This is a genomic window from Streptomyces sp. NPDC087270, from assembly GCF_044744625.1.
Lineage (GTDB): Bacteria > Actinomycetota > Actinomycetes > Streptomycetales > Streptomycetaceae > Actinacidiphila.
Genome location: NZ_JBIUYR010000028.1, coordinates 29,273 through 50,783, shown reverse-complemented (window position 1 = coordinate 50,783; position 21,511 = coordinate 29,273). Strand labels below are relative to the sequence as shown.

Here is a 21,511-nt window from a genome sequence, read left to right as displayed (position 1 = left end):
CCCGGCCAGGTGACGCCCCGCCGCGTCAGGGCCCGGGTGCGGTTCCCGGCGGTGCCGAGGGAGGGGGCGTGCCCGGGTCGAGGCCGTGGAGGGCGAACCGGGCGCCGGCCTGGAAGCGGGTGCGGGCGCCGAGGGAGTCGAGGAGGGCGGCGACCCGGCGCTGGACGGTGCGCTGGCTCACGCCGAGTTGGCGGGCGCTCGCCTTGTCGGTGAGGCCGGCCAGCAGCAGCGAGAGCAGTCTGCCGTCCTCGGAGGCCGCCGTGTCCGGGGCCGCCGCCGTGGTCGCCGCCCCCGCCGCCCCCGCCGCCGCTGTCTCCGCGGCTCCCGACGTCTGCGCCGCCTGCGCCATCCGCGCCGCCTGCGCCGGTTCGCCGAAGGTGAGCGGCAGGGGCAGGGCTCGGTCCCACAGGCTCTCGAAGAGGCCGGACAGGGCGTCCAGCAGCATCGAGGGGTGCACGATGACCACGGCGTCGAGCCCGGCGCCCGCGTCGTCGCGGTGCCCGGCCGCGCGGGCGGCACCGTGCAGCGGCACCACGGCCACCTCCCGGTCCACCAGGTACAGCCGCATCGGCACGGCGGGCAGCACCCGGACGCGCTGCCCGGCGGCGGCCAGTCGCTCGACCTCGCTCAGCGCGTCGGCCCGTTCCATCGCCGAACTGCCGTAGATCGCCCGGAGGTCGATGCCGAGCCCGAGCAGCCGCAGATCGTCGGCGAGGGCGCCGCGGGCCCGGGGCGCGTCGTCCAGGCAGCGGATCTGCTCGCGGGCCCGCCACTGGACCTGGGCGGTGCGCTGGAGCACGGCGTCGCGGCCGGTGACGACCTCGACGACCACCTCCGGGTCAGGCGCCGCGATCTGGCGCCGGTGGTAACGGTCGGTCAACTCGGCCAGGTGCTCGCGGGCCTCGCGCAGCCGCTGCTCGCGTTCCGCGACGAGCCTGCCCAGCGCGATCGCCGGGGGCGCGGGCCGGTAGCGCGGGACGGGCCCCGGTTCGCGCGCGGCCAGGCCCTGACGTTCGAGCGCCGCCAGCGTCGCGCCCAGATCCTCGGGGCGGTCCCAGAAGGCGGCCAGTTCGGCGGCGGGGTGGACGAGCAGCAGTTCGTACGCCGCTTCCTCGGCCGCCCCGACGCCGAGGGCGCGCAACTGCCCGGCGGCGCCCTCCCGTTCGGGGGCGGCGAGCCCGCGGCGGTCGTCAGTGTCCGGCATCGGCGGCGCCCCCGGGGGCTTCGTGGTCCGGGCGCAGCCAGCCCCGGCGCACCGCCTGGTAGCCGGCCTGGAAGCGCGAGGTGGCGTCGAGGCGGCGCATCAGGTCGGCCAGGTGGCGGCGGACGGTCTGCTTGTGCCAGCCGAGGTGTTCGGCGATGACGTCCTCGGTGTGGCCCGCCGTGAGCAGGGTCAGCAGGGCCCGGTCGAGCGGGGAGGGGCCGTCCTGCGGCCCGTCGCCCGGGCCGGTGGCGAACCGGAGCGGGAGGGCACGCTCCCAGTAGGTCTCGAACAGCGCGGACAGCCCGTCGTAGAGCACGGAGCCGTGCACGATCAGCCAGTCCCCGCGGGCGGCCGCCTCGCGCAGCGGCAGCATCGCCAGCGGCTCGTCGCTCAGCACGAGCTTGATGGGCACGTCGGTGACGACCCGGGCGATCTCCCCCGCCGAGGTGAAGTCGTCGAGGAACGCGACCCCGCCGGGAAGGCCGAGGGCGCGCCGGTCGTAGATCGCGCGGTAGCGGATGCCGCGCCGCAGTTGCTCCAACTCCAGCGGGTTGGCGTGGTGGTCGTTGATGTACGGCGGCGAGTCGAAGGCCCTGATCTCCTTGCGGGCGCCGCGCTGGAGCCGCTCGTGCCACCGCGTCACCGCCTCGGGGCCGTGGGCGATCTCGACCAGGTCGAGGGGGTCGGTGACGGTCGGCGGACGGGCGGCGCGCGCGGTGAGTTCGGCCACCCGGCTCCGGGCGGCGGCCAGTTCGCGGTCCCGCGCGAAGAGCACCTCGTCCAGGGCGTCGCCCGGTGGGGCGACGACGTAGCGCGGCGGGTCCTCGGGAAGCCGGGCGACCAGGCCGAGTTGCTCCAGCCGGCGCAGTCTGGCGCGTACCGCGGTGCCCGGCGCGGCACCGGCGGCTGCCTCGGCTCCGGCCGCGGTTCCGGCCTCGGTTCCTGCTCCGGCGCTGGCCCCGGTTCCGGCCTCGGCTCCGGCTCCGCCCTCGGCTCCTGCGGCTTCCGGCGGTGGCCCGAGTTCGGCCTCGGTGACCGAGGGCCGGGTCAACAGCAGCTCGTAGAGGGCCTGTTCGGCGGCGGTCAGACCGAGGACGTTGAGCATCCGCCGAGTGTGACAGCAATTCCCGCCGCCGACATAGCACTTTACGACACTGGCGTAGAGCGCTCTTGACCTGCGTGATCTCCGGCGAGAAGCATCGCTGCCGCGACCTGACCCCGACTGCCCGGTTTCCCACCCCACACGAATCGACCCGGCGGCGTACCCGGCCGCCCCGACCACTTTGGTGGCAAGGTGCGAATTCCCTCCCTCCCCCACGGCGCGGGCGGCCCCCCGCCCGGACGAACCCGGAGGCGACGAGCCGCGGGCGCCCTCGGCGTCCTCCTCGCCGCCGCCCTCGCGGTGGGCGCCGCGGGCCCTCTCGGTACGGCCGAGGCCGCCGCGCCGCGACCCGCGCCGCAATCCGCGGCGCCGGCGACAGCCCCGGCAACGGCCCCGGCTGCAACGGCCGCTGCGGCGAAAGCCCCGGCCGGCAAGCCCGCGGGCAAGCCCTCCGGCACGACCGTCCACACGTCCACCGCCCCCGGCTCGCGCGCCCCCAAGCGCACCGGCGCCGTCACGTCGTCCTGCGCGGCCCCCAAGGCGAAGGGCGTGGCCCGCTGCTTCGCCAAGCGGGTCGACGGCACCGCCGCGGGCACCGGCGTCAAGGCCGCGGCGGTCGCGCCCTCCGGCTACGGCCCCGGCGACCTGCTCAGCGCGTACCACCTCCCGGCGGACGGCGGCCGGGGCGCGACCATCGCCATCGTGGACGCCTACGACGCCCCGACCGCGGCGGCCGACCTGGCCGTCTACCGCACGCAGTTCGGCCTGCCCGCGCTCCAGCCCGGCCAGTTCACCAAGGTCGACCAGCGCGGCTCGCAGAACGGCTACCCGACCCCCGACGCGGGCTGGGCGACCGAGACCTCGCTCGACCTGGACATGGTGTCGGCCGTCGCCCCGGAGGCGGACATCCTCCTGGTCGAGGCCGACTCGGCCTCCCTCGCAGACCTCGCCGCGGCCGTGGACGAGGCGGCAGCGCTCGGCGCCACGTACATCTCCAACAGCTACGGCGGCTCGGAGGACGGGACCGAGGCCGCGTTCGCCGACGCCCACTACGACCACCCGGGCGTGGCCGTCGTCGCCAGCTCCGGTGACGACGGATACGGCGTCCAGTTCCCGGCGGCGGCCCCTGAGGTCACCGCCGTCGGCGGCACCGCGCTGACCAGGGACGCCGGCACCGCGAGGGGCTGGACCGAGACGGCGTGGTCGGGCGCGGGCTCCGGCTGCTCCGCCTACGTGCCCAAGCCGTCCTTCCAGACCGACACCGGCTGCGGCAACCGGTCCGTCGCGGACGTCTCCGCCGTCGCCGACCCGCACACCGGCGTGGCCGTCTACGACACCTACGGCAGCAGCGGCGACGGCTGGGCGCAGTACGGCGGCACGAGCGTCGCGGCCCCCGTCATCGCATCCGTCTACGCGCTGGCCGGTCCGATAGCCGACCACGGCCACCCGAACACCTTCCCGTACGCGCGGCCCGGTGCGCTCAACGACGTCACCTCCGGCTCCAACGGCACCTGCACCACGGCCTACCTGTGCACGGCGGGCCCGGGTTACGACGGCCCGACCGGGCTCGGCACCCCCGACGGCACCACCGCCTTCGCGGCGACCGACTTCGGTACGGTCGCCGGCAAGGTCACCGACGAGGCGGGCGCGCCCGTCGGCGGAGTGCGGGTGACCGCGACGGGGGCGGGGTCCGGCCGCACCACGACCCGCGGCGACGGCACGTACAGCCTCCCGCTGCCGGTCGGCGACTACACCGTCACCGCGGCCGAGTTCGGCTGGACCTCCGTCGCGCACGCCGCCACCGTCACCACCGGCACGACCACGGCCGGCGACTTCGTGCTGGCCCGCCGGGCGATGGTCACGCTCAGCGGCAAGGTCACCGACGCCTCGGGCCACGGCTGGCCGCTGGGCGCGACCCTCGCCCTGGACGACGGCTCCGAGACGGCGCCCTTCAGCAGCGACTTCTACACCGGCGCCTACTCCGTGGACGTCCCGGCCAACGGCAGCTACACCCTGCACGTGACCTCCGCGATCCCCGGCTACACCCACCGCGACGTGCAGGTGAAGGTCGGCTCCGGGAACGTCGCCCACGACATCGGGCTCGACGCGCAACTGCTCGCGTCCGACGGCTCGGCCCCCGGCTACACCCAGAAGACGGCCACGTCCGCCACCGAGAAGTTCGCCACCGGCACTCTCCCGGCGGGCTGGAGCACCACCAGCGCGAAGGGCGATCCCTGGACCTTCCACGCCCCCGACCCGTCCAGTTGGACGGCCGACCCCACGCTCGGCTTCGCGTCCGCGATGTCCGGCGGCGACACCGACTCCACCCTGCTGACCCCCGCGACGGCGCTGCCGGCGGGCAAGTCCCTGCTGCTGGCCTTCCGCACCGTGCAGGCCGGCGGTCTGGCGAGCATCGACTCCACCGCGGACGGCGGGGCGACCTGGCAGACCGTCTGGACCGGCGACGGAAGGGAGTCCGGCGCGCAGCACGCCGTGGTTCCGGCCGCCGGGAACGACCGGTCCGTCCGGCTGCGCTTCCACTACACCACCTCCGCCGTGGGCTGGTGGGACATCGCCGACGTCTCCCTCGCGCAGGCGTGGCTGCACCTCGACAAGGGCACCCTCGTGGCCGGCGACGTGACCAGCGCGCGGACCGGCCGGCCGCTCGACGGCGTGTCCGTCGCCGTGGCGGGCACCACCGCGGGCGCGACCTCGGCCGCGGGGTCGGGACCCGGCGGCGGCTCCGACGCCTTCTACTGGCTGTTCTCCCCTGCCACCGGTCACCGCACCGTCACCGGCTCGCTCGTCTACTACGACCAGGCGCGCGCCTCGGTGAAGCTGGCCGCCGACCACGTCACCCGAGTCGATCTCGCCCTGGCCAACGGGGAGATCACCGTCAGCGGCGACCTGAGCGCGACCGTGCGCCCGCACGGCTCGGCGACCAGGAAGCTGACCCTCACCAACTCCGGGGACGGCCCCGCGACCGTCCGCATCGACCAGTTCGCATCGGACGGCGCCGCATCGGCCGGCACGCCGTCCGCGCCGTCCGGGGCCCCCGCCACCAAGCAGGCGGCGCCGCTGAAGCAGGGCACCGCCCGGCCGCTGGCCTCGGTTCTGGCCGCGGCCGCCCGGGCCGGGCACGGCATCGGCAGCACGAGGACCGCCGCCCCGCACGGGACCTCCACGGCCCCGGCCGCCGCGCGGACCGGTGCCCCGGCGCCGGCCTGGACCGGCCTGCCCGATCTGCCGACCCCGTCCGTGCAGGGCGTCGCCGGTACCGACCAGGGCGTCGTCTACGCCGGCCTGGGCGCCGGGACCGAGGACGTCACCAACACCTTCTACGCCTACGACCCGAGCAGCGGCGCGTGGCAGCGGAAGGCCGACGCACCCCACGCCGTCGCCGCGGCCGGGTCCGGATTCGTCGGCGGGAAGCTCTACGTCACCGGGGGTGTCGGGCCCCTGCTCACGGTGCAGCCGGCGACCCAGGTCTACGACCCGGCCACCGACAGCTGGACCGAGGCCGCGCCCGACCCGTACACGATCGCCGGTGCCACCGCCGTGCTCGACGGAAGGATCTACGAGGTGGGCGGGCTCACCACCGGCGCCGACGCCACCGCCGTCGTCGCGGTCTACGACCCCGCGACCGACACGTGGAGCAAGGCGGCCGACTACCCCGAGAACATCATGAACACGCAGTGCGGCGCGACCGGCGGGCAGCTGTACTGCGCGGGCGGCGTCACCGCGGGTGGCGCCACCACGGACGCCTTCGGGTACGACCCCGCCGCGAACCGCTGGCACCGTATCGCCGCGCTGCCCGTCGACGCGCAGTGCGCGACGGCCGCCACGGCGAACGGCGAACTGGTCGTCGCGGGCGGCATCGTCGAGGACGGCCAGGCCGCCAGTGCCCGGACCTTCGCCTACGACCCGGCCGCCGACTGGTGGGCCCAGCTGCCGGACCTGCCGGGGCCGCAGTACTACGGTGCCGGGGCGACCGGGCTCTACTCGGTCGGCGGGGTCACCGCGGACGATTCCCTGACCGGCGCCTACCGGCTCACCGGCTACGACCAGGCCGGACCCGTCCACCTGCCGTGGCTCTCGCTGAGCCGCGGCACCGTCACCGTCCCGGCCGGGCGCTCGGTCACCGTGACCGTACGGCTGAGCGGTGACCGCCCCGGGACCGTGGCCGGGTCGCTCGGATTCGAGAGCGACGCGCTGCACGCGATCGCGCCGCTGCCCGTCACGCTGACGGTCGCGGCCCGGCCCGCCGGCCACCCGACAGGCGGCTGAGGACCTCCCCGCCCGGAACGGAACGGCCCGCCCCCGCAGAGCGAGGGCGGGCCGGTCCGCGCGCACGCCCCGCCGGGACGGCTCGCGGCGCGGGAAGGATCAGATCAGTTGCTCCGGATCGCGAAGATCACGCCGATGATGAAGATCACCGCGATGATCGCGTACCAGGTGATGTCCTCCCGGGCGTTCGTGGTCAGAGCCAGCTGCACCATCTGGTCGTGCACGGCAACCCCTCTCGCTCCTGTGATCCCCCTCCTCCCCAGTACCCACCACGGCGCCCCTCATTCGCGCGCGGGGATGGGCCGCTCGGGTGGTGGGCGACCGACGGGGCTCCGTACCGGCCACGAACGCACCCGGACGGCGAGGACGGGCCCGCTCACCGTGCTCGTGAGCGGGCCCGTCCGCCCTCTCATCCGCGGGCCGATGATCAGCCGGCGGCGCTCGCCACGACCTCGGAGACCACCGGGGCCGGGCTGCCGGCCGTCCACAGCAGGCGGACGGCGTCGGTCGCGACGCCGTGCGCGGGCAGGCGGGTGTAGGGCCCGGCCAGCGCGCCGATCGTCCGCCACGTCGTGCCGTCGTGGACCTGCACCAGGGCCCGGGCGCGGCCGGTGCCGGGCTGCAGCACCAGCACCGAGTCCAGTGCCTTCGCCGCCGGCAGCGTCACGACGAGCGCGTCGCCGGAGGCGGGGGCGGCGCCGGCGTGGTAGGCGGTGGTCAGGTCGCCGTCCACCGCGGCGGCCAGCGACGAGTCCGCCGCCGGGGCCGGGGTCCCGGACGCGGTGACCGCCGTCAGCGGTGAGCCGACCGTGAACTCCCGTACCACCACCCAGTTGTCCTGCGCCGAGGTGTTGCGCAGCCGCACGTAGCGGGCGGTGGTCCCGGCGGGGGCTTCGGCCTTCACCTCGGCGGTGTCACTGAAGTCGCCCAGCGACTTCCAGGTGGTGCCGTCGGAGGAGTACTCCAGGGTCCCCTGGTGGATGTAGTCGTCGGCGCTCGACGCCTTGCCCATGAGGATGTCGACGGTGCTGATCGGCCGCGCCGAGCCCAGGTCGACACCGACGTAGTCACCGACCGACGGGGCCGCGTCCGACCAGAAGAAGGTGTCGGGGTCGCCGTCGGTGTAGTTCGCGGGGCTGTTGCCGTTGTAGGTGCCCAGGGAGGTGGTCGCCGTGGCACGGGTGTGCACGACGCCGAGCGCGGCGTCGTACCGGTTCTCGGCGTCGGTGACGAAGGTGTCCACCACGGTGTCCCCGACCAGGACGCCGTGTGCGGAGGCCGCCGCGACCAGCGCGGGCAGCGCCTGCCGGTCGGCCCACGCGTGGGCCGCGTCGCCCGCCTGCTGCCGTCGCAGCATGTCCAGGGCGGTGAGCGTGGCCGTTCCCCAGTCGGCCGTGGAGTCGAGCCACGGCGCGGCGTCGGTGAGGAAGCCCTGTTCGCTGTGGGGCAGATGGGCCCGCAGGTACGCGGGAGCGGCGGCGACGGCGGCCAGACGGGGGCTCAGGGCGCGGGCGGCCTTGGCCGGGTCGGCCGGCCAGGCGGTCCAGAACTTCTTGATCGCGGCGCTCAGTTCGGGTGCCTGACCGCCGGTCAGCGCCGAGGTGTAGTTGAGGTCGGCGAAGGCCCGCAGGGCGGCGGTGGTCCTCGGGTCTCCCCCGGCGAGCTCGCTGAGGGACGCGTTCCACGAGGTCTGCGGGTTGTAGGCCCCCGCGTTCCACAGGTAGTCCGCCATCGTGAACAGCGCGATCCTCGACGCGTACGGCTGGATCATCGGGTTCGAGGTGAGCCCCGCCACCGCGCCGGCCACACCCGGCTCGCGCCCGGTGTAGGGGGCGAGGAGCAGCCGGTTGGTGACATAGTCGTTGACCGGATAGTTGTCCCAGACCAGGATCTTGTGGCCGAAGACCTGCCGGGCTTCCTCGGCCTGGGCGGTCGTGATGGTGGGCGCGACGACGCCTTCGCCGGTCCACTCCACCAGCACGGCGGGGTCCAACTGCTGGGCGATGGCGCTCTTGTAGGGGCTGGGCGAGGTGTCGTAGTACTCCGTGGGCACCATCTGCAGCGGCGCGGCGCCGGGGTGGGTGGCGATGAAGTCCTGCTGCACCCGGTTGAGCAGGTACGACTGCGCCGCGCCCGCCGCGCCGCCGCCGGTGCCGAACCTGGTCTTGTCGGCGTCGCAGTTCCAGTTGGTGTAGCTGATGTCGTCCAGCGGGACGGCGAAGGAGCGCACACCCACGTCCCACAGCGTCTGGAACTTGGCCACCAGCGCCTTCTCGTCCGCGTCGGAGCTGTAGCAGACGGACAGGCCGGGTGAGAGCGCGTAGGTGAACGCCACGTGGTCGGCGGTGGCGCGGTCGGACAGGCTCTTGATCACCGCGAGCTTGTCGGCCGGGTACGGGTCGCGCCACTGCGCCCGCAGGTAGGGGTCGTCCTTGGGCGAGTACACGTAGATGTTCATCTTGTGCGCGGCGAGGTAGTCGAGCTGGTCCAGGCGGGCCGGGTCCGACCAGGGCGTGCCGTAGAAGCCCTCGATGACGCCCCGCAAGGGGGTGGACGGCCAGTCCCGCACGGCGAGCCCGTCCAGCGTGCGGCGGGGAGCGCGCCCGTCGGGCCGCACGAGCTGGCGGAGGGTCTGCGCGGCGTAGAAGGTGCCGGTGGGATCGGCTCCGGCCAGCACGATCGACCTGTTCCCGACGCCCAGTTCGTAGCCTTCGGCCGGCAGCCCGGCGGTTCCGGGCAGCCGGAGCGCGGCCAGCGCCGCCGCGGACCCGGGGGTCTCGGTCGGGCCGCCGACGTACACGGTGAGGCCGCCGTGCCGCGCGGGGTGGTCGGCGCGGGCGAAGGTGCGGGCGCCCCCGGCGCGCAGGGCCTGCTCGGTCGCGCTGATCGCCGAGGTGTCCGCGGACGGCCCGGCGACCAGGGTCACGGCAGGGGTGATGGTGACGTGGCCGGTGTGCGGGGTGACGGAGCGGGGGGTGGGGAAGATCCGCGGTGCGCTCGGGGCGGCGGCGGCATGCGCCGTCCCCCGGACTCCGGGCAACGCGCCGGTGGCCGCGAGCGCGAGGGCGGCGGCGGCCACGACCACTGTGCGTCTGGCGCGGGTCGATCCGTGGGAGTGCTGCACGAGTCATCCTCCTTGGTCTGCTGTCCGGCTTGCTCCTGAGTGCGCTGTGCCTTCGCGGGCCGCGCCCGCCGGCAGGGTCAGCCGGCGGGGCGGGCCTGGTGCGACCGTCGAGCGAGGGTGCGGTGATCGAGGAGTTCCGTGATCGAGGAGTACGTCGCCGTGCGCGTGGCGGGCGCGCTCGGCGTGGAGGTGCCGCGGGTGCCGGACCGTGGGCCGTGACCGTCCGGCGGGCTCACAGTGGTCTAGACATCTACGGTAGGCCCGGTGAAATTGCGACGTCAATGGCGCGGCGGGAGCGCCCTGGCGCCGCTCCGGTCTACGTGGCGCGCACGTGGACCGGGGCGGTGGGCGCCGACATCAGGCCCGTCACGGGGTCGACGCCGACCGCGGTGAGTACCGCGGACCCGCGCTGGAGGCGCGTGTCGCAGCGCCAGTTCCCGTGCCGGTCGGCGGGTTGGTCCACGCAGGCGGGCTTGCCCGACACCGAGACGGTGACCAGTTCGCCCGGGGTGGCGGCGCCCTCGATCCGTATCCGGCCCGCGTGGACCGAGGACGCGTCGGCCGGCCTCGCGAGCACCGGCGCGGCGGCCGGCTTGCCGGGCACGCTCACCAGGGCGCCGGCCACGGAGGCGAAACTGCCGCCGGACGCGGGGTTCTTGCTGCCGGTGACGGTCACGGTCAACGTGTGCCGCTGGGCGGGGTCGAGGCCGGTGCGGGTGAACACCGAGGCCAGAGCGCCGCTGCCGCTGTAGAGGTCGACCGCGGTGGGCGAGCCGCCGTCCACCGACACGTCGACGACGCCGTTGCTGGCGTTGGCCATGGACTGAAGGGTGACGCTGTCCCCCTGGAAGGTCAGCGTCGCCTTGTCACCGGCGGTGTCGTCCCAGGTGTTTCCGCCGCCGGACTGCCACGAGCCGCTGTACTGCCACTGGTTCACCGCGCCGCCGGTGGCGTCGTAGCCGACGTTCGTCACCGCTTCCGGGGTGTGCGTGCCGGCCGGCAGCGCGACCGGGACCGCGAGGTCTGTCAGCGTGCTGACCTTGAGGTTGTCGTACTGCTCGCCTGCCAGATACCCGCTGGCGACCAGGCCGACCTTCCCGGCGGCGAGGGTGGTGTCCGTGGCCGAGCCGACGGTGGTGCCGTCGACGGAGGCGTAGATCAGCGAGCCGTCGAAGGTGAGCGCCAGGTTGTGCCAGGTGTTCAGCCCGGCCGCCGAGGACAGCGTTCCGCCGGCCAGCGACCGTGCCGCGCTGCCCGAGCCGTCCGCGAGGTTGATCGACCAGGCGCCGGTGTCGCCGAGCGTGAGCGAGTAGTAGTGCACCTTCGACGGGTCTTCCTCCGTGCCGCCGAGGTTGCTCTGGCGGCCCAGAATCCCGACCGAACCCGGCTGGGCGTTGCGCACGTCGGCGGACACCTGGTAGTTGCTCCAGGCTTCGTCGCCGCCCACCGTGTACGGGTAGGGGGTCCGGATGTTGGACTGCCATTCGAGCGGCTTGGCCGGGGTGTTCATCTGCACGCAGTTGCCGCCGCGGCCGGCGCACGGCTCGACGGTGAACGCGCCCTCCATGGTGGCCAGGTAGCGGGCCTGCTGGCCCTGGGTCCCGGTGGTGAACGAGTCGGAGTAGGGCAGTGCGAGGGGCTTGCTCGCCGGCACCGCGGCGCTTCCCTTGTGCTGCCCGGTCGTGGTGGTGAACGAGTAGAGGTGGTCGGGCTGGAGGGTCATCGTGACCGTGCCGTGCGCGTCGGGCACGAGCGTGCGGTCCTGCGCGAACCACTGCGAACGGTCATTGGAGACCAGGTTGGTGCTCCAGACGTGCACGGGCCGGGTGGACAGGCCGCCGCTGACGGCCAGCTCGACCGTCTGGGGGCCGGTGGCCCGGGTCGTCTCCACGACGGAACTCCAGTCCTTGCCGCCGGGCGACTTCAACGTCACGTAGCTGCCGACTTCGTCGGAGCTCCGGCCGCCCAGGTAGCCGCTGGCGCCGTCCAGGTACTGCCAGCCCGGCTGCGCGAACTGCGTGGTGTGCGCGGTCACCCAGGTCGACAGGCCGACATCGTAGGCGCCGGTCCACGGCTCGTCGGCCCTGACCAGTCCCTGGTCGGCGAAGCCGACGTCCGAGTAGGCCGAGGCGACGACGGGCCAGTTGATGCTCGCGGTCATCCGGCCGTCGACGTAGTCGATGTTGTCGGCGCGGGCCATCGGCAGGCCGCCGGCGTTGTAGCTCATCGAGCCCTGTTCAGCGGCCCACAGCGGCGTGTTCAGTGCCTGGGCGGCCGGCGAGGAGGGGCAGGACGTCTCCACGTTGGGGTAGTCCGAGATCGGCGTGGGGCCGTTCCACCCGCAGGGGTAGTGCTCGCCGATGACCGAGACCGCCTCGGCGAAGTCCGGGTCCTGCGCCATGGCGCCGCTGACGTCGGAGAACGAGCTGACCTGGTCGGCGGCCACCAGCTTGACCTTGGCGAAGCCGTGCGCGTCCAGCGCCGCCCGGAGGTCCTTCCACCAGGCCGCGGTCCAGCCGCCCTTCTCGTTCCAGCCGCCCATGTAGGCGAAGGTGAGGCCGCGTTGCTTGGCGCAGCCCAGCCAGTCGGTGATGTACTGGATGCCGTTCTGCGTGTACATGCTGGAGCCGACCCAGCCCGGTGCCGCCCAGGTCAGCCCGTAGAGCTTGATCTGCGGGTTGCGCTTCACCGCCTGCTGGGCGAGCCAGAACTCGTAGCCCGCCTGGCAGTTGATCACTCCCCGGGTCTCCTCGACGGTCTGCTCGGCGCCGGAGGTGGTGTTCCCGTCCCCGCTGGTCTCGACCTTCAGGAGCTGCAGGTCGGCGCCGTAGCCGGGCTTGAAGAGGTAGTCCAGGATCGCGTTGCGCTGCGCGGCCGGGTAGTCGGTGAGCAGCCGGGTGTTGCCACCGCCGCCGCTGATCGCGCCGAGCCCGTCGAAGGTACGTCCGGTGTCCTGGCCGTTGACCGCTATCGAGGTGTCCGGCAACGCGGCCGCGCCGGCTCCGGCCGGGGCCAGCAGGACCGCCGCGGCGGCCATGATCAGGGCCAGGACGGCGGCGACGGCCACGAAGCGGTCCCCACCGCCCGATCTCCGTCGCTCGGTGTGCGTGTGCATGGCATGTCTCCTGGGAGGACGGCGTCCTCATCGGTGGATGACTGCTGGTCAGGTGCGATGGTGTGCGAGACCGATCGGTACACCCGCCGGACCCAACGAAACCCATCAGATTCGCTCAGACGGCCCTGAGAGTAAGGAGCCGGTCGCATGGCGTCAAGGTTTCGCACACGCAACGCGGCGCGCTGGCTTGATCGGAACGGCGGCAGACCGATCAACTTCGCTCAGCAGCGCGCGTGTTCCGTGCACCCGGACGTCACGAGGAGGCCCACTCCGCCCCGTCCGCCCCGAACAGCCGCCCCTCCACGTCCTGGAGGCCGTAGCGCAGGGCGCCGAGTGCGACCGACTCGTCGCCCAGACTCGATGCCTGGACCTCCGGCGGGAACAGGCACAGGTCGGCCAGGTGCCGGCTGACCGGCTCGATGATGTCGTCGCCGGCCTGGGAGATGCCGCCGCCGACGACGACCAGCGTCGGGTCGATGGTCATCGACATGACGGCGACTCCGGTGGCCAGGTCGCGGGCGAAGCGGTCGACCAGCTCCCGGGCCTGGGCGTTGCCCTCGCGCAGATCCGTGAAGACCCGCAGCGTCGCGTCGCCCGTCGTGCCGCCGGGGGCGTAGGCCAGAAGGCGGCGGTAGCTGTTCGCCCAGTCCAGCAGGCCGAGGGTGCCGATCTCCCCGGCGGCGCCCCGATGACCGCGGTAGGGCCTGCCGTCGATGAGCACGGCCGCGCCCAGGCGGTGGCCCGCGTGGATGTACACGAGGTCGGGCACCCCGTCGGCAACGCCCCGCCACTGCTCGGCCAGGGCGGCCATACGCATGTCGTTCTCGGCGTGGATCGGCCCGTCCACGCTGCCGGTACCCAGCGTCCGGGCGAGTTCGTCCGCGAGGTTCAGCCCCGTCAACTCCGGCATCGCGTTGGACAGGACCACCCGCCCCCGGGCGTCCACGACCCCCGGGGAGGCGATCACGGCTGCCAGCAGCGGGCTGCGATCGGCCACGGGTTCGCGGGCCAGGCAGGCGGTGACCGCGTCGCCCATCGCCGCCAGCCGCCCCCGGGCGGGCAGGTCGGGATCGACGTCGATCCGCCGGGCCACGGTCACGGCCCCGCGCAGATCGGCCACCATCGCGAGGATCTTGTGCGCGCCGACGTCCACGCCCAGCACCCGGCCCGCGTCGGCGTGGAACTCGTAGCGCCTGGCCGGCCGTCCCGGCTGGCGGGCGGCCGCCGGGTCCGGCGCCGCGCCCTCGGTGACCCAGCCCTGGGCGAGCAGTTCGGCCACGCCTTCCTCGCAGGTCGGCCGGGACAGGCGGGTGGACCGGGCGAGTTCGGTGACGGTCTGCGCGCCGTGCTCGTACATCCTGCTCAGCATCGCCGCCAGGTTCCGCCTGCGCAGTGCCGAAGGGTCCCCGCCCGTGATTCGCATCTGGCCCCTGCCTCGATTCATACGTGATCATCCTGGCCGCGACCCCTTGACAAGCAGGCGCAGGAGACCAGTATCTTCTCGACTCAATTGTTAAACAAGTCTTGTTATCTATCACCACGACGGATGGGGACTTCCGTGAGACGCAAGCTGATGCCGCTGGCCGCTTCGGGCCTGGTGGCGGCGATACTCCTGTCCGGCTGTGCGGCCGGCGGCTCCGGCAAGGCGTCGGGAGGTGGAGGCGGGAAGGGGAAGGTCACGCTGACCTTCCTGACCTTCGAGACGCCGAACCTGACGGCCAAGTACTGGGACGACGCGATCGCCCGGGCCTCGGCGAAGGTGCCAGGCGTCACCATCAAGAAGCTGGTGGCCCCGTCGGTGGACCGCGTCGGCTACGCCAAGCAGCTCGCGGCCTCCGGCCAGTTGCCGGACATCATGATCGGGGTGTCGCCGAACGGGTTCGCGCAGGCCGGCCAGCTCGCCTCGTGGAGCGACGGGCAGCTCAGCGACTTCGTGTCGCCGCACTCCAACCCCATCGGCGGCAAGATCTACCAGCTGCCGTACGACACCCAGCCGACGCCGCTGGTGTACTACAACAAGTCCGACTTCACCGCCGCCGGGATCGCCGCCCCGCCGAAGACGTACCAGGACCTGCTGGACGACTGCGCGAAGTTGAAGACCAAGGGGATCAACCCGCTGGTGGTGGGCGGTGGCGGCAAGGACACCTGGGCCGACATGTACCCGCTGATCGGCGCGGTGGCCACCGACACCTACCGGCCCGAGCCCGACTGGCTGGCGCAAAAGGCCAAGGGCAAGGCCAAGTTCACCGATCCGGCCTTCACCAAAGCCGCGCAGAAGGTCTCGGACCTGGCGAAGAAGGGCTACATCGATCGCGCGGGCCTGTCCCGCTCCTACGCCGACGACGAGCAGGCGTTCCGCGCCAACAAGGGCGCGATGTACCCGATGGGCTCGTGGTTCGCCGCCTCCGCGGACGCGAAGAAGCCCCCCTTCGACGTGGGCGTGTTCGCCTGGCCCTCCGATGACGGCTCGCTGGTCATGCCGTCCTACACCGGTGGCGGCATGTCCGTGTCCTCCAAGGCCCCCGACGTCGCGCTCGCCCAGAAGTGGGCGCTGGCGTTCATGCTCGACAAGACCTCGCTGGACGCCTCGGTGAAGACCGACGGGTCGATCATCGCGCTGAAGGACTACACCCCGCCCGCCGGCATGGGCCCGGTCTACACCGCCACGCTCGACCTCTACCAGCAGGCGGTGAAGCAGCACGCGATCGTCGACGCCTTCTCGGTCGAGTCCGGCGACGACTCGCTGCCCGCCGGTGTCGCGGACAAAGCCGCCGCCGGCGTCGCCGACCTGATCAACGGCAAGAAGACCGCGCGGGAGTTCGGGGCGTTCCTCGACTCCGAATGGGCCAAGGCCGACGAGTAGCCCGCGCCCTCCCGCACGACGACCCAGGAACGAGGAGAAGACAGACATGACCGCGACACTCGCGCCCCCGGGCGCGCACACCCGGGACGCGCCGGGTGCCGGTCCGGCCCGGCGATGGTCCGCCCGGTGCTCCAAGGTGTGGCACTTCCTGACCTTCGGCGCCCCCGGACTCGTCGTCTACCTCGCCTTCGTCCTGGTGCCGATCGCCATGACGATCGGCACCAGCCTCACCAACCGCAACCCGGCCAATCCGCCGACCCGGTGGGTCGGTCTGCGGAACTACACCCGGCTGTTCTCCGACCCCGACTTCACCGGCGCGTTGAAGAACACCGTCGTCGTCACCGTCATCATCACGGTCCTGGCCAACCTCCTCGGGCTGCTCGTCGCCCTGTTGCTCGACCGGCGCGGCTGGCTCTACAACGCCCTGCGCTCGGTGTTCTTCACGCCGGTCGTGCTGTCCTCGGTCGTGGTCTCGGTGATCTGGCAGGCGATCCTCACCGACGACGGGCTGCTCAACTCGATGCTGAAGAAGCTCGGGGTGCACCACCCGCCCGGCTGGCTGTCCGACCCCGATCTCGCGCTGTACTCGGTCGCGTTCATCATCACCTGGCAGATGCTCGGCTTCTGCGTCGTCGTCTACCTGGCCGGCCTGGCCGGTGTGCCGGCCGAACTGCACGAGGCCGCCTCCATCGACGGCGCCGGCATCTGGACACGCTTCAGGAACGTCACCTGGCCGATGCTGGCGCCCGCGCTGACCATCAACACGGTCATGCTGCTGATCAGCGGGTTCAAGGCGTACGACCAGATCCAGGTGATCACCAACGGCGGCCCGGGCAACGGCACCACCTCCACCGTCGCCTTCGAGGTCGTGCAGACCACGTTCACCGGAAACCACATCGGGTACGGCGCGGCGATGGCCACCGTCATGCTCGCCATCATCGCGGTGATCTCGGTCCTCGCGCTGCGCGTGCTCCAGCGGCGGGAGGTCACGCTGTGAACTCCCAGCGGTCCTTGTGGCTCCGGCCGATAGCGGCGCTCTTCGTCACCGCGGTGTTCTTCCTCCCGCTCTACGTGGTCCTGGTCAACGTGTTCAAGCACGGCCCGGACATCACCGCGCACCCGGTGAGCCTGCCGATCCCGCCGACGCTCTCCTCGATCCACCAGGTGCTGTCCCGCCCGGACCACCTGTTCTGGTACGGCCTCATCAACAGCGTCGAGGTCACCGCCATCTCCGTCACCGCCCTGACGATCGTCTCCGCCATGCTCGGGCACTACCTGGCCCGGGCCAAGGGAGCCTGGGCCAAGGGGGTGCTGGCGACCCTGCTGTGCGGACTGATGATCCCGCCCGCGGTGATCCTCGAACCGGTCACCGAGGTGCTGCGCCGGCTCGGCCTGATGACCACGATCCCGGGGCTGGTGCTGGTCAACGTCGGGTACTACGTGCCGTTCGGCGTGTTCGTCTTCACGGGTTTCGTCAAGACCATCCCGATCGAGCTGGAGGAGGCCGCGGCCCTCGACGGCGCCGGGCCGTTCCGCGTGTTCTGGAAGATCGTGTTCCCGCTGCTGCGCCCGGCCTCGGCGTCCGTCCTGATCTTCCTCGGCGTCTGGATCTGGAACGACTTCCTCAACCCGCTGATCATCATGGGCCCGGCGAACGGCACCACCGTCACCGTGGGCATCTACCGGGCCATCGGGGAGCACCAGTCGGACTTCGGCGCGGTCTTCGCGCTGATGTTCCTCGCCACCATCCCGATCCTCGTCTTCTACCTGGCGTTCCAGCGCCACTTCGTCAAGGGCCTGACAGGCGGCGCGACCAAGGGGTGACTCCGCTTCCCCCGACCCCCGCCGCCTCGCTACCTGATCGCTCAACAGGAGTACTTGTGAACCTTGCCGCCCCGCCCGCCGGCGGTGCACCCGCCTCCACACCGTTCGTCACGGGGGACCTGTCCGCGCCGATCGGGCGTCCGCTGTCGCTGGTCGTCCTCGGCGCGGGAGCCCGCGGCGAGGCCTACGCCGACCTGGCGGCAAAGAGCCCGGAGCGGGCCCGGGTGGTGGCCGTCGCCGAAGCCCGCGACGGCGTCCGCCGGGCGTTCGCCGCCCGGCACGCGGTCAGCGACGAGTTCTGCTTCACCGACTGGCGCGAGGTGCTGGAACGGCCCCGGCTGGCCGACGTCGCGATCGTCGCGATCCAGGACGCCGACCACGTCGAGGCGGCCGTCGCCCTGGCCGACCTCGGCTACCAGTTGCTGCTGGAGAAGCCGATGGCCACCACGCAGGAGGACTGCGACGCCATCGCCGAGGCCGTACAGCGCAACGGCACCGCGCTGGCCCTGGCCCACGTCATGCGGTACACGCTCTACTCCGTGGCGCTGAAGAAGCTGCTGCGGGACGGCGCGATCGGCGACATCGTCTCCCTGCAGCACCTGGAGCCGGTCGGCTACTACCACTTCGCGCACTCGTTCGTCCGCGGCAACTGGCGCCGCGAGGACCAGTCGGCGCCACTGCTGCTGGCCAAGTCCTGCCACGACATCGACTGGCTGTGCGACGTCGTCGGCCGGCCGGTCCGGCGGGTGTCGTCGTTCGGGTCGCTCACCCACTTCCGTCCCGAGTCCGCCCCCGAAGGCGCCACGGATCGCTGTGTCACCTGCCCGCTGGAGTCCTCGTGCGCCTTCTCGGCGCCCCGGCTCTACCGGGACGGGCTGCGCCGGGGAGGCACCAAGCAGTACTTCACCCGCATCGCGACCGCCGGGGAGCTGACCGAGGAGGCCGTCACCGCGGCGCTGACCGACGGGCCGTACGGCCGCTGCGTCTACCACAGCGACAACGACGTGCCGGACCACCAGGTGGTGAACCTGGAGTTCGACAACGCCGTGACCGCGTCCTTCGTCCTGACCGCGTTCACCCCGATGGAGAACCGGCAGACGAAGATCTTCGGCACCCGCGGCCAGCTCACCGGGGACGGCCGCCACATCGAGGTGTACGACTTCCGCACCGAGCGCACCACCGTCATCGACACCTCCCTCGACGGCTCCTCCGCGGCCGAAGGACACGCCGGAGGCGACGCGGCCATGTTCAACGCCTACATCGACGCCCTGCACGGCGGCCGGCCCGAGCTGATCGTCTCCGGGATCGAGGCCAGCCTGGCCAGCCACCGCGTGGTCTTCGCCGCCGAGCGGGCCCGGCACGCCGGGACGGTCGTCGAGCTCTGACCGTAGCGGCCCCCTGACGTACCACCCCCGCACCACACCCGTACACCCGTACACCCGTACACCCGTGAAGAACGCATTCTCGTCCGAGGAAGGACCCCTCGCGTATGGACCTGAGACGAAAACTCACCCCTCGCCTGACCGCCGCGATCGCGGTGGCGGGCCTGCTGACCGCCCTGCCGGCGGCGGCCGGCATCCAGACCGTGTCGGCGGCGACCGGATCGCACCACTCCGGCGATGTCCTGGTGGACGCCGGCTACCTGCGGGTGGGGATGGACGCCACCGGCACGGTCACCAGCCTGGTCGACTCCCGCGACGGCCGGAACTACCTGGTGGCGGGGCACGGCACCGCTCCCCTGGTCAGCCTGGTCATCGGTGGGCGGCAGGTGACGCCGACCTCCCTGCGGCGCTCCGGCGGCACGCTGGTGTTCGGCAACTCCGCGGCCGGCACCGAGGTCGACGTCGCGGTCAGCGACCGGACGTCGTACTCCACGTTCACCGTCACGAAGGTCAAGGCGCCCCGCGGCGCCGACGTGCAGACCCTGCTGTGGGGCCCGTTGGCGACCACGCTGACCGGCTCGCTCGGCGAGTCGGCGGGCCTGGCGAGCAACAGCGGGTTCACGGCCGGGATGAAGGTGCTCAACGACCGCACCGAGGGCGGCTGGCCCCGTGAGGACACCGGCATGGGCTGGGAGAACGAGGTGTCGGACAACCCGTCCGACCTTCAGGTGGCACCGCTGGAGCAGTGGAGCGTCGGCGGCCGGACCCCCTGGGGCAACCTCCTGCGCGCCTTCACCTTCGACTACACCAAGCAGCGGCTGCGGACGAACGACTCCGGCTACGGGATTCCGGTCGGGCCGCTGCCCGGTGCCCAGGGCAGCATCGTCGGCTCGCGGATCGCGCTCTACGGCACCACCCCGGATCTCGCGCCGACCGTCCTGTCGACGATCGCCAAGGGCCAGAACCTGCCGTACCCGACGATCGACGGGCAGTGGCAGAAGGCGGCGCAGGCGACCTCCAAGTCCATCCTGGTGCTGTCCGACCTCAACACCGGCAACGTCGCGGACGCCGACCGGTTCGCCAAGGCCGCCGGCATCGACACGGTCTACTCGCTGCCCGGGGCCGACGGCCCCTGGCAGTCCGCCGGGCACTTCCAGTTCAACTCCAGCTTCGGCGGCAGCGACGCCGGCGCGACCGCGCTGGTGCACGCCTCCACGTCCGACGGCGTCGCCGTCGGCGCGCACACCCTGTCGAACTTCATCGACACCAACGACCCCTACGTCCAGCCCGTGCCCAGCCCCGATCTCCAACTCGGCCAGAGCGCCGAGCTGACCCGGCCGCTGGCCGCCACCGACACCTCCCTGTACATGGCGAGCTGCGCGCCGCTGGCCGACGGTCTGGCGGGCAAGTCCCTGCTGATCGACCACGAGTTCGTGAACTACACGGGGTTCACCACCGTCGGTGACGAGTGCCAGGTGACCGGGCTGACCCGGGCCCAGTGGTCCTCGGCCGCCGCCGACCACGCCGCCGGCGCCACCGCCGCCCGGGTGCCGCACAACTCGTACGACGGCGCCCTGGGCGACCTGAAGCTCATCGACGCCACCGCCACCCGGTTCGCGACCATCTGGAACACCACCGGCATCAGCGCGACCTCGTTCGACGGGCTGGAGTCCGCCTCGGAGGCCGGCTGGGGCCAGTACGGCATGGCCCGCATGGTCAACGGGGCCTTCGCGCAGCTGAAGGCCAAGGACGGCTTCATCTCCGAGACCAGCCGCGAGGGTTCGAACGTCTGGGACGCGCTGTCCCGGGCCAGCTGGGGCGAGGTCGGCTCCACCAGCATGAACCAGGTGTTCATCAACAACGCCTACTACCAGGCCAACCACCTGCCCGGGATGCTCGGCTGGATCTCGCTGCCGGGAGGCGCCGCCCTCCACACGGTCGAGGACACCCTCGCACGGGGCGCGGGCCTGAACGCCGGCGCCGGATTCGAGACCTCCGTGTCCAGCCTGACCAACGGCGGGCAGAACACCGCGGCCCTGCTCGACGAGGTCAAGCAGTGGGAGACGGCCCGCAACCTCGGAGCCTTCACCGACGACGAACGCGCCCAGTTCCGCGACCAGTCCACGCACTGGCACCTGAGCGTCATCACGCCCGGCAGCTCCTGGTCGCTCCAGCAGCTCGACGCCGCCGGCAACGCCGTCGGCGCGCCCCGGACGGTCTCCGTCCCCACCCCGGGCTTCACCAGCACCAGCCTGCCGGGCATGACGCCCGGCAAGCTCTACGAGGCACGGCCGGCCGCGAACGTGCCCTCGATCATCCGCTACACCGTCACCGCGGGCACCCTGCCCGCCGGCCTGCACCTCAACCCCGACACCGGCGGCATCACCGGCGTCCCGCTCACCGGCACCCCCGCCAGGTTCACCCTCACCGGCAAGGGCGCGCCCGGCACCCCGGACGCGCGCCAGACCTTCACGATCCGGGTGGGGAACCCCTCACCCGCCGAGGGAGGCCGAACGCGCTGACCGTGGCGTAGTGGCACCGGTGGCCCGCTCTCCGGCCGGAGAGCGGGCCACCGGTGCGTCGACCACCCGCCGGCGCCCGGGCCGGGTG

The 21,511-nt window shown here is 72.8% G+C and carries 11 protein-coding genes; 6 read left to right on the top strand and 5 right to left on the bottom strand.

Annotation, left to right across the window (positions count from 1 at the left end):
- Positions 1–25: 25 nt before the first annotated feature.
- Together ACIPAE_RS36900 and ACIPAE_RS36895 are read right to left on the bottom strand one after the other, a co-directional pair.
- On the bottom strand, positions 26–1,204 hold the full coding sequence (locus ACIPAE_RS36900) for a hypothetical protein (protein WP_402451409.1): 1,179 nt from the start codon (positions 1,202–1,204) through the stop codon (positions 26–28).
- On the bottom strand, positions 1,191–2,309 hold the full coding sequence (locus ACIPAE_RS36895; protein ID WP_402451406.1) for a LuxR C-terminal-related transcriptional regulator: 1,119 nt from the start codon (positions 2,307–2,309) through the stop codon (positions 1,191–1,193). Before ACIPAE_RS36895 ends, ACIPAE_RS36900 begins: the two co-directional genes overlap by 14 nt.
- Positions 2,310–2,855: 546 nt before the next feature.
- Between ACIPAE_RS36895 and ACIPAE_RS36890 the strand changes: the two genes are divergently transcribed.
- A complete protein-coding gene (locus ACIPAE_RS36890; protein WP_402451404.1) occupies positions 2,856–6,593 on the top strand; it encodes a carboxypeptidase regulatory-like domain-containing protein in 3,738 nt (1,245 codons plus the stop codon).
- A gap of 427 nt (positions 6,594–7,020) precedes the next feature.
- Here ACIPAE_RS36890 and ACIPAE_RS36885 read toward each other — a convergent pair whose 3' ends face one another.
- From ACIPAE_RS36885 to ACIPAE_RS36875, 3 genes are all read right to left on the bottom strand, one after another.
- The gene (locus tag ACIPAE_RS36885) at positions 7,021–9,717 is read right to left on the bottom strand and encodes a beta-N-acetylglucosaminidase domain-containing protein (protein ID WP_402451402.1); all 2,697 of its coding nucleotides are present in this window, start codon (positions 9,715–9,717) and stop codon (positions 7,021–7,023) included.
- A gap of 316 nt (positions 9,718–10,033) precedes the next feature.
- Positions 10,034–12,832 carry a galactosylceramidase gene (locus ACIPAE_RS36880; protein WP_402451401.1) on the bottom strand — a complete coding sequence of 933 codons (2,799 nt, stop codon included), beginning with the start codon at positions 12,830–12,832 and terminating at the stop codon, positions 10,034–10,036.
- Between the two features lie 253 nt (positions 12,833–13,085).
- Entirely contained in the window at positions 13,086–14,201 is a 1,116-nt protein-coding gene (locus ACIPAE_RS36875; protein WP_402451399.1) for an ROK family transcriptional regulator, read from the bottom strand.
- Positions 14,202–14,390: 189 nt separating this feature from the next.
- On the opposite strand from ACIPAE_RS36875, the gene ACIPAE_RS36870 reads away from it, so the two are divergent.
- The 5 genes from ACIPAE_RS36870 (at position 14,391) to ACIPAE_RS36850 (ending at position 21,423) form a co-directional block, all read left to right on the top strand.
- Complete coding sequence (locus ACIPAE_RS36870) at positions 14,391–15,695, top strand: ABC transporter substrate-binding protein (RefSeq protein ID WP_402451396.1); 1,305 nt, start codon at positions 14,391–14,393, stop codon at positions 15,693–15,695.
- Positions 15,696–15,741: 46 nt separating this feature from the next.
- Positions 15,742–16,692, top strand: coding sequence for a sugar ABC transporter permease (locus ACIPAE_RS36865; protein ID WP_329372649.1), 951 nt, complete (start codon positions 15,742–15,744; stop codon positions 16,690–16,692).
- Complete coding sequence (locus tag ACIPAE_RS36860; protein WP_329372647.1) at positions 16,689–17,519, top strand: carbohydrate ABC transporter permease; 831 nt, start codon at positions 16,689–16,691, stop codon at positions 17,517–17,519. The genes ACIPAE_RS36865 and ACIPAE_RS36860 overlap by 4 nt, the downstream gene beginning before the upstream one ends.
- A gap of 56 nt (positions 17,520–17,575) precedes the next feature.
- A complete protein-coding gene (locus tag ACIPAE_RS36855; RefSeq protein WP_402451392.1) occupies positions 17,576–18,904 on the top strand; it encodes a Gfo/Idh/MocA family protein in 1,329 nt (442 codons plus the stop codon).
- A gap of 104 nt (positions 18,905–19,008) precedes the next feature.
- Positions 19,009–21,423, top strand: a complete 2,415-nt coding sequence (locus tag ACIPAE_RS36850; RefSeq protein ID WP_402451390.1) for an Ig domain-containing protein — start codon at positions 19,009–19,011, stop codon at positions 21,421–21,423.
- Positions 21,424–21,511 lie beyond the last annotated feature (88 nt).

Bases quoted from the DNA above. Each gene is read 5' to 3' on its own strand.
- ACIPAE_RS36900 (WP_402451409.1), bottom strand. From the start codon at position 1,204: ATGCCGGACACTGACGACCGCCGCGGGCTCGCCGCCCCCGAACGGGAG.
- ACIPAE_RS36895 (WP_402451406.1), bottom strand. From the start codon at position 2,309: ATGCTCAACGTCCTCGGTCTGACCGCCGCCGAACAGGCCCTCTACGAG.
- ACIPAE_RS36880 (WP_402451401.1), bottom strand. From the start codon at position 12,832: ATGCACACGCACACCGAGCGACGGAGATCGGGCGGTGGGGACCGCTTC.
- ACIPAE_RS36875 (WP_402451399.1), bottom strand. From the start codon at position 14,201: ATGCTGAGCAGGATGTACGAGCACGGCGCGCAGACCGTCACCGAACTC.
- ACIPAE_RS36865 (WP_329372649.1), top strand. From the start codon at position 15,742: ATGACCGCGACACTCGCGCCCCCGGGCGCGCACACCCGGGACGCGCCG.
- ACIPAE_RS36850 (WP_402451390.1), top strand. From the start codon at position 19,009: ATGGACCTGAGACGAAAACTCACCCCTCGCCTGACCGCCGCGATCGCG.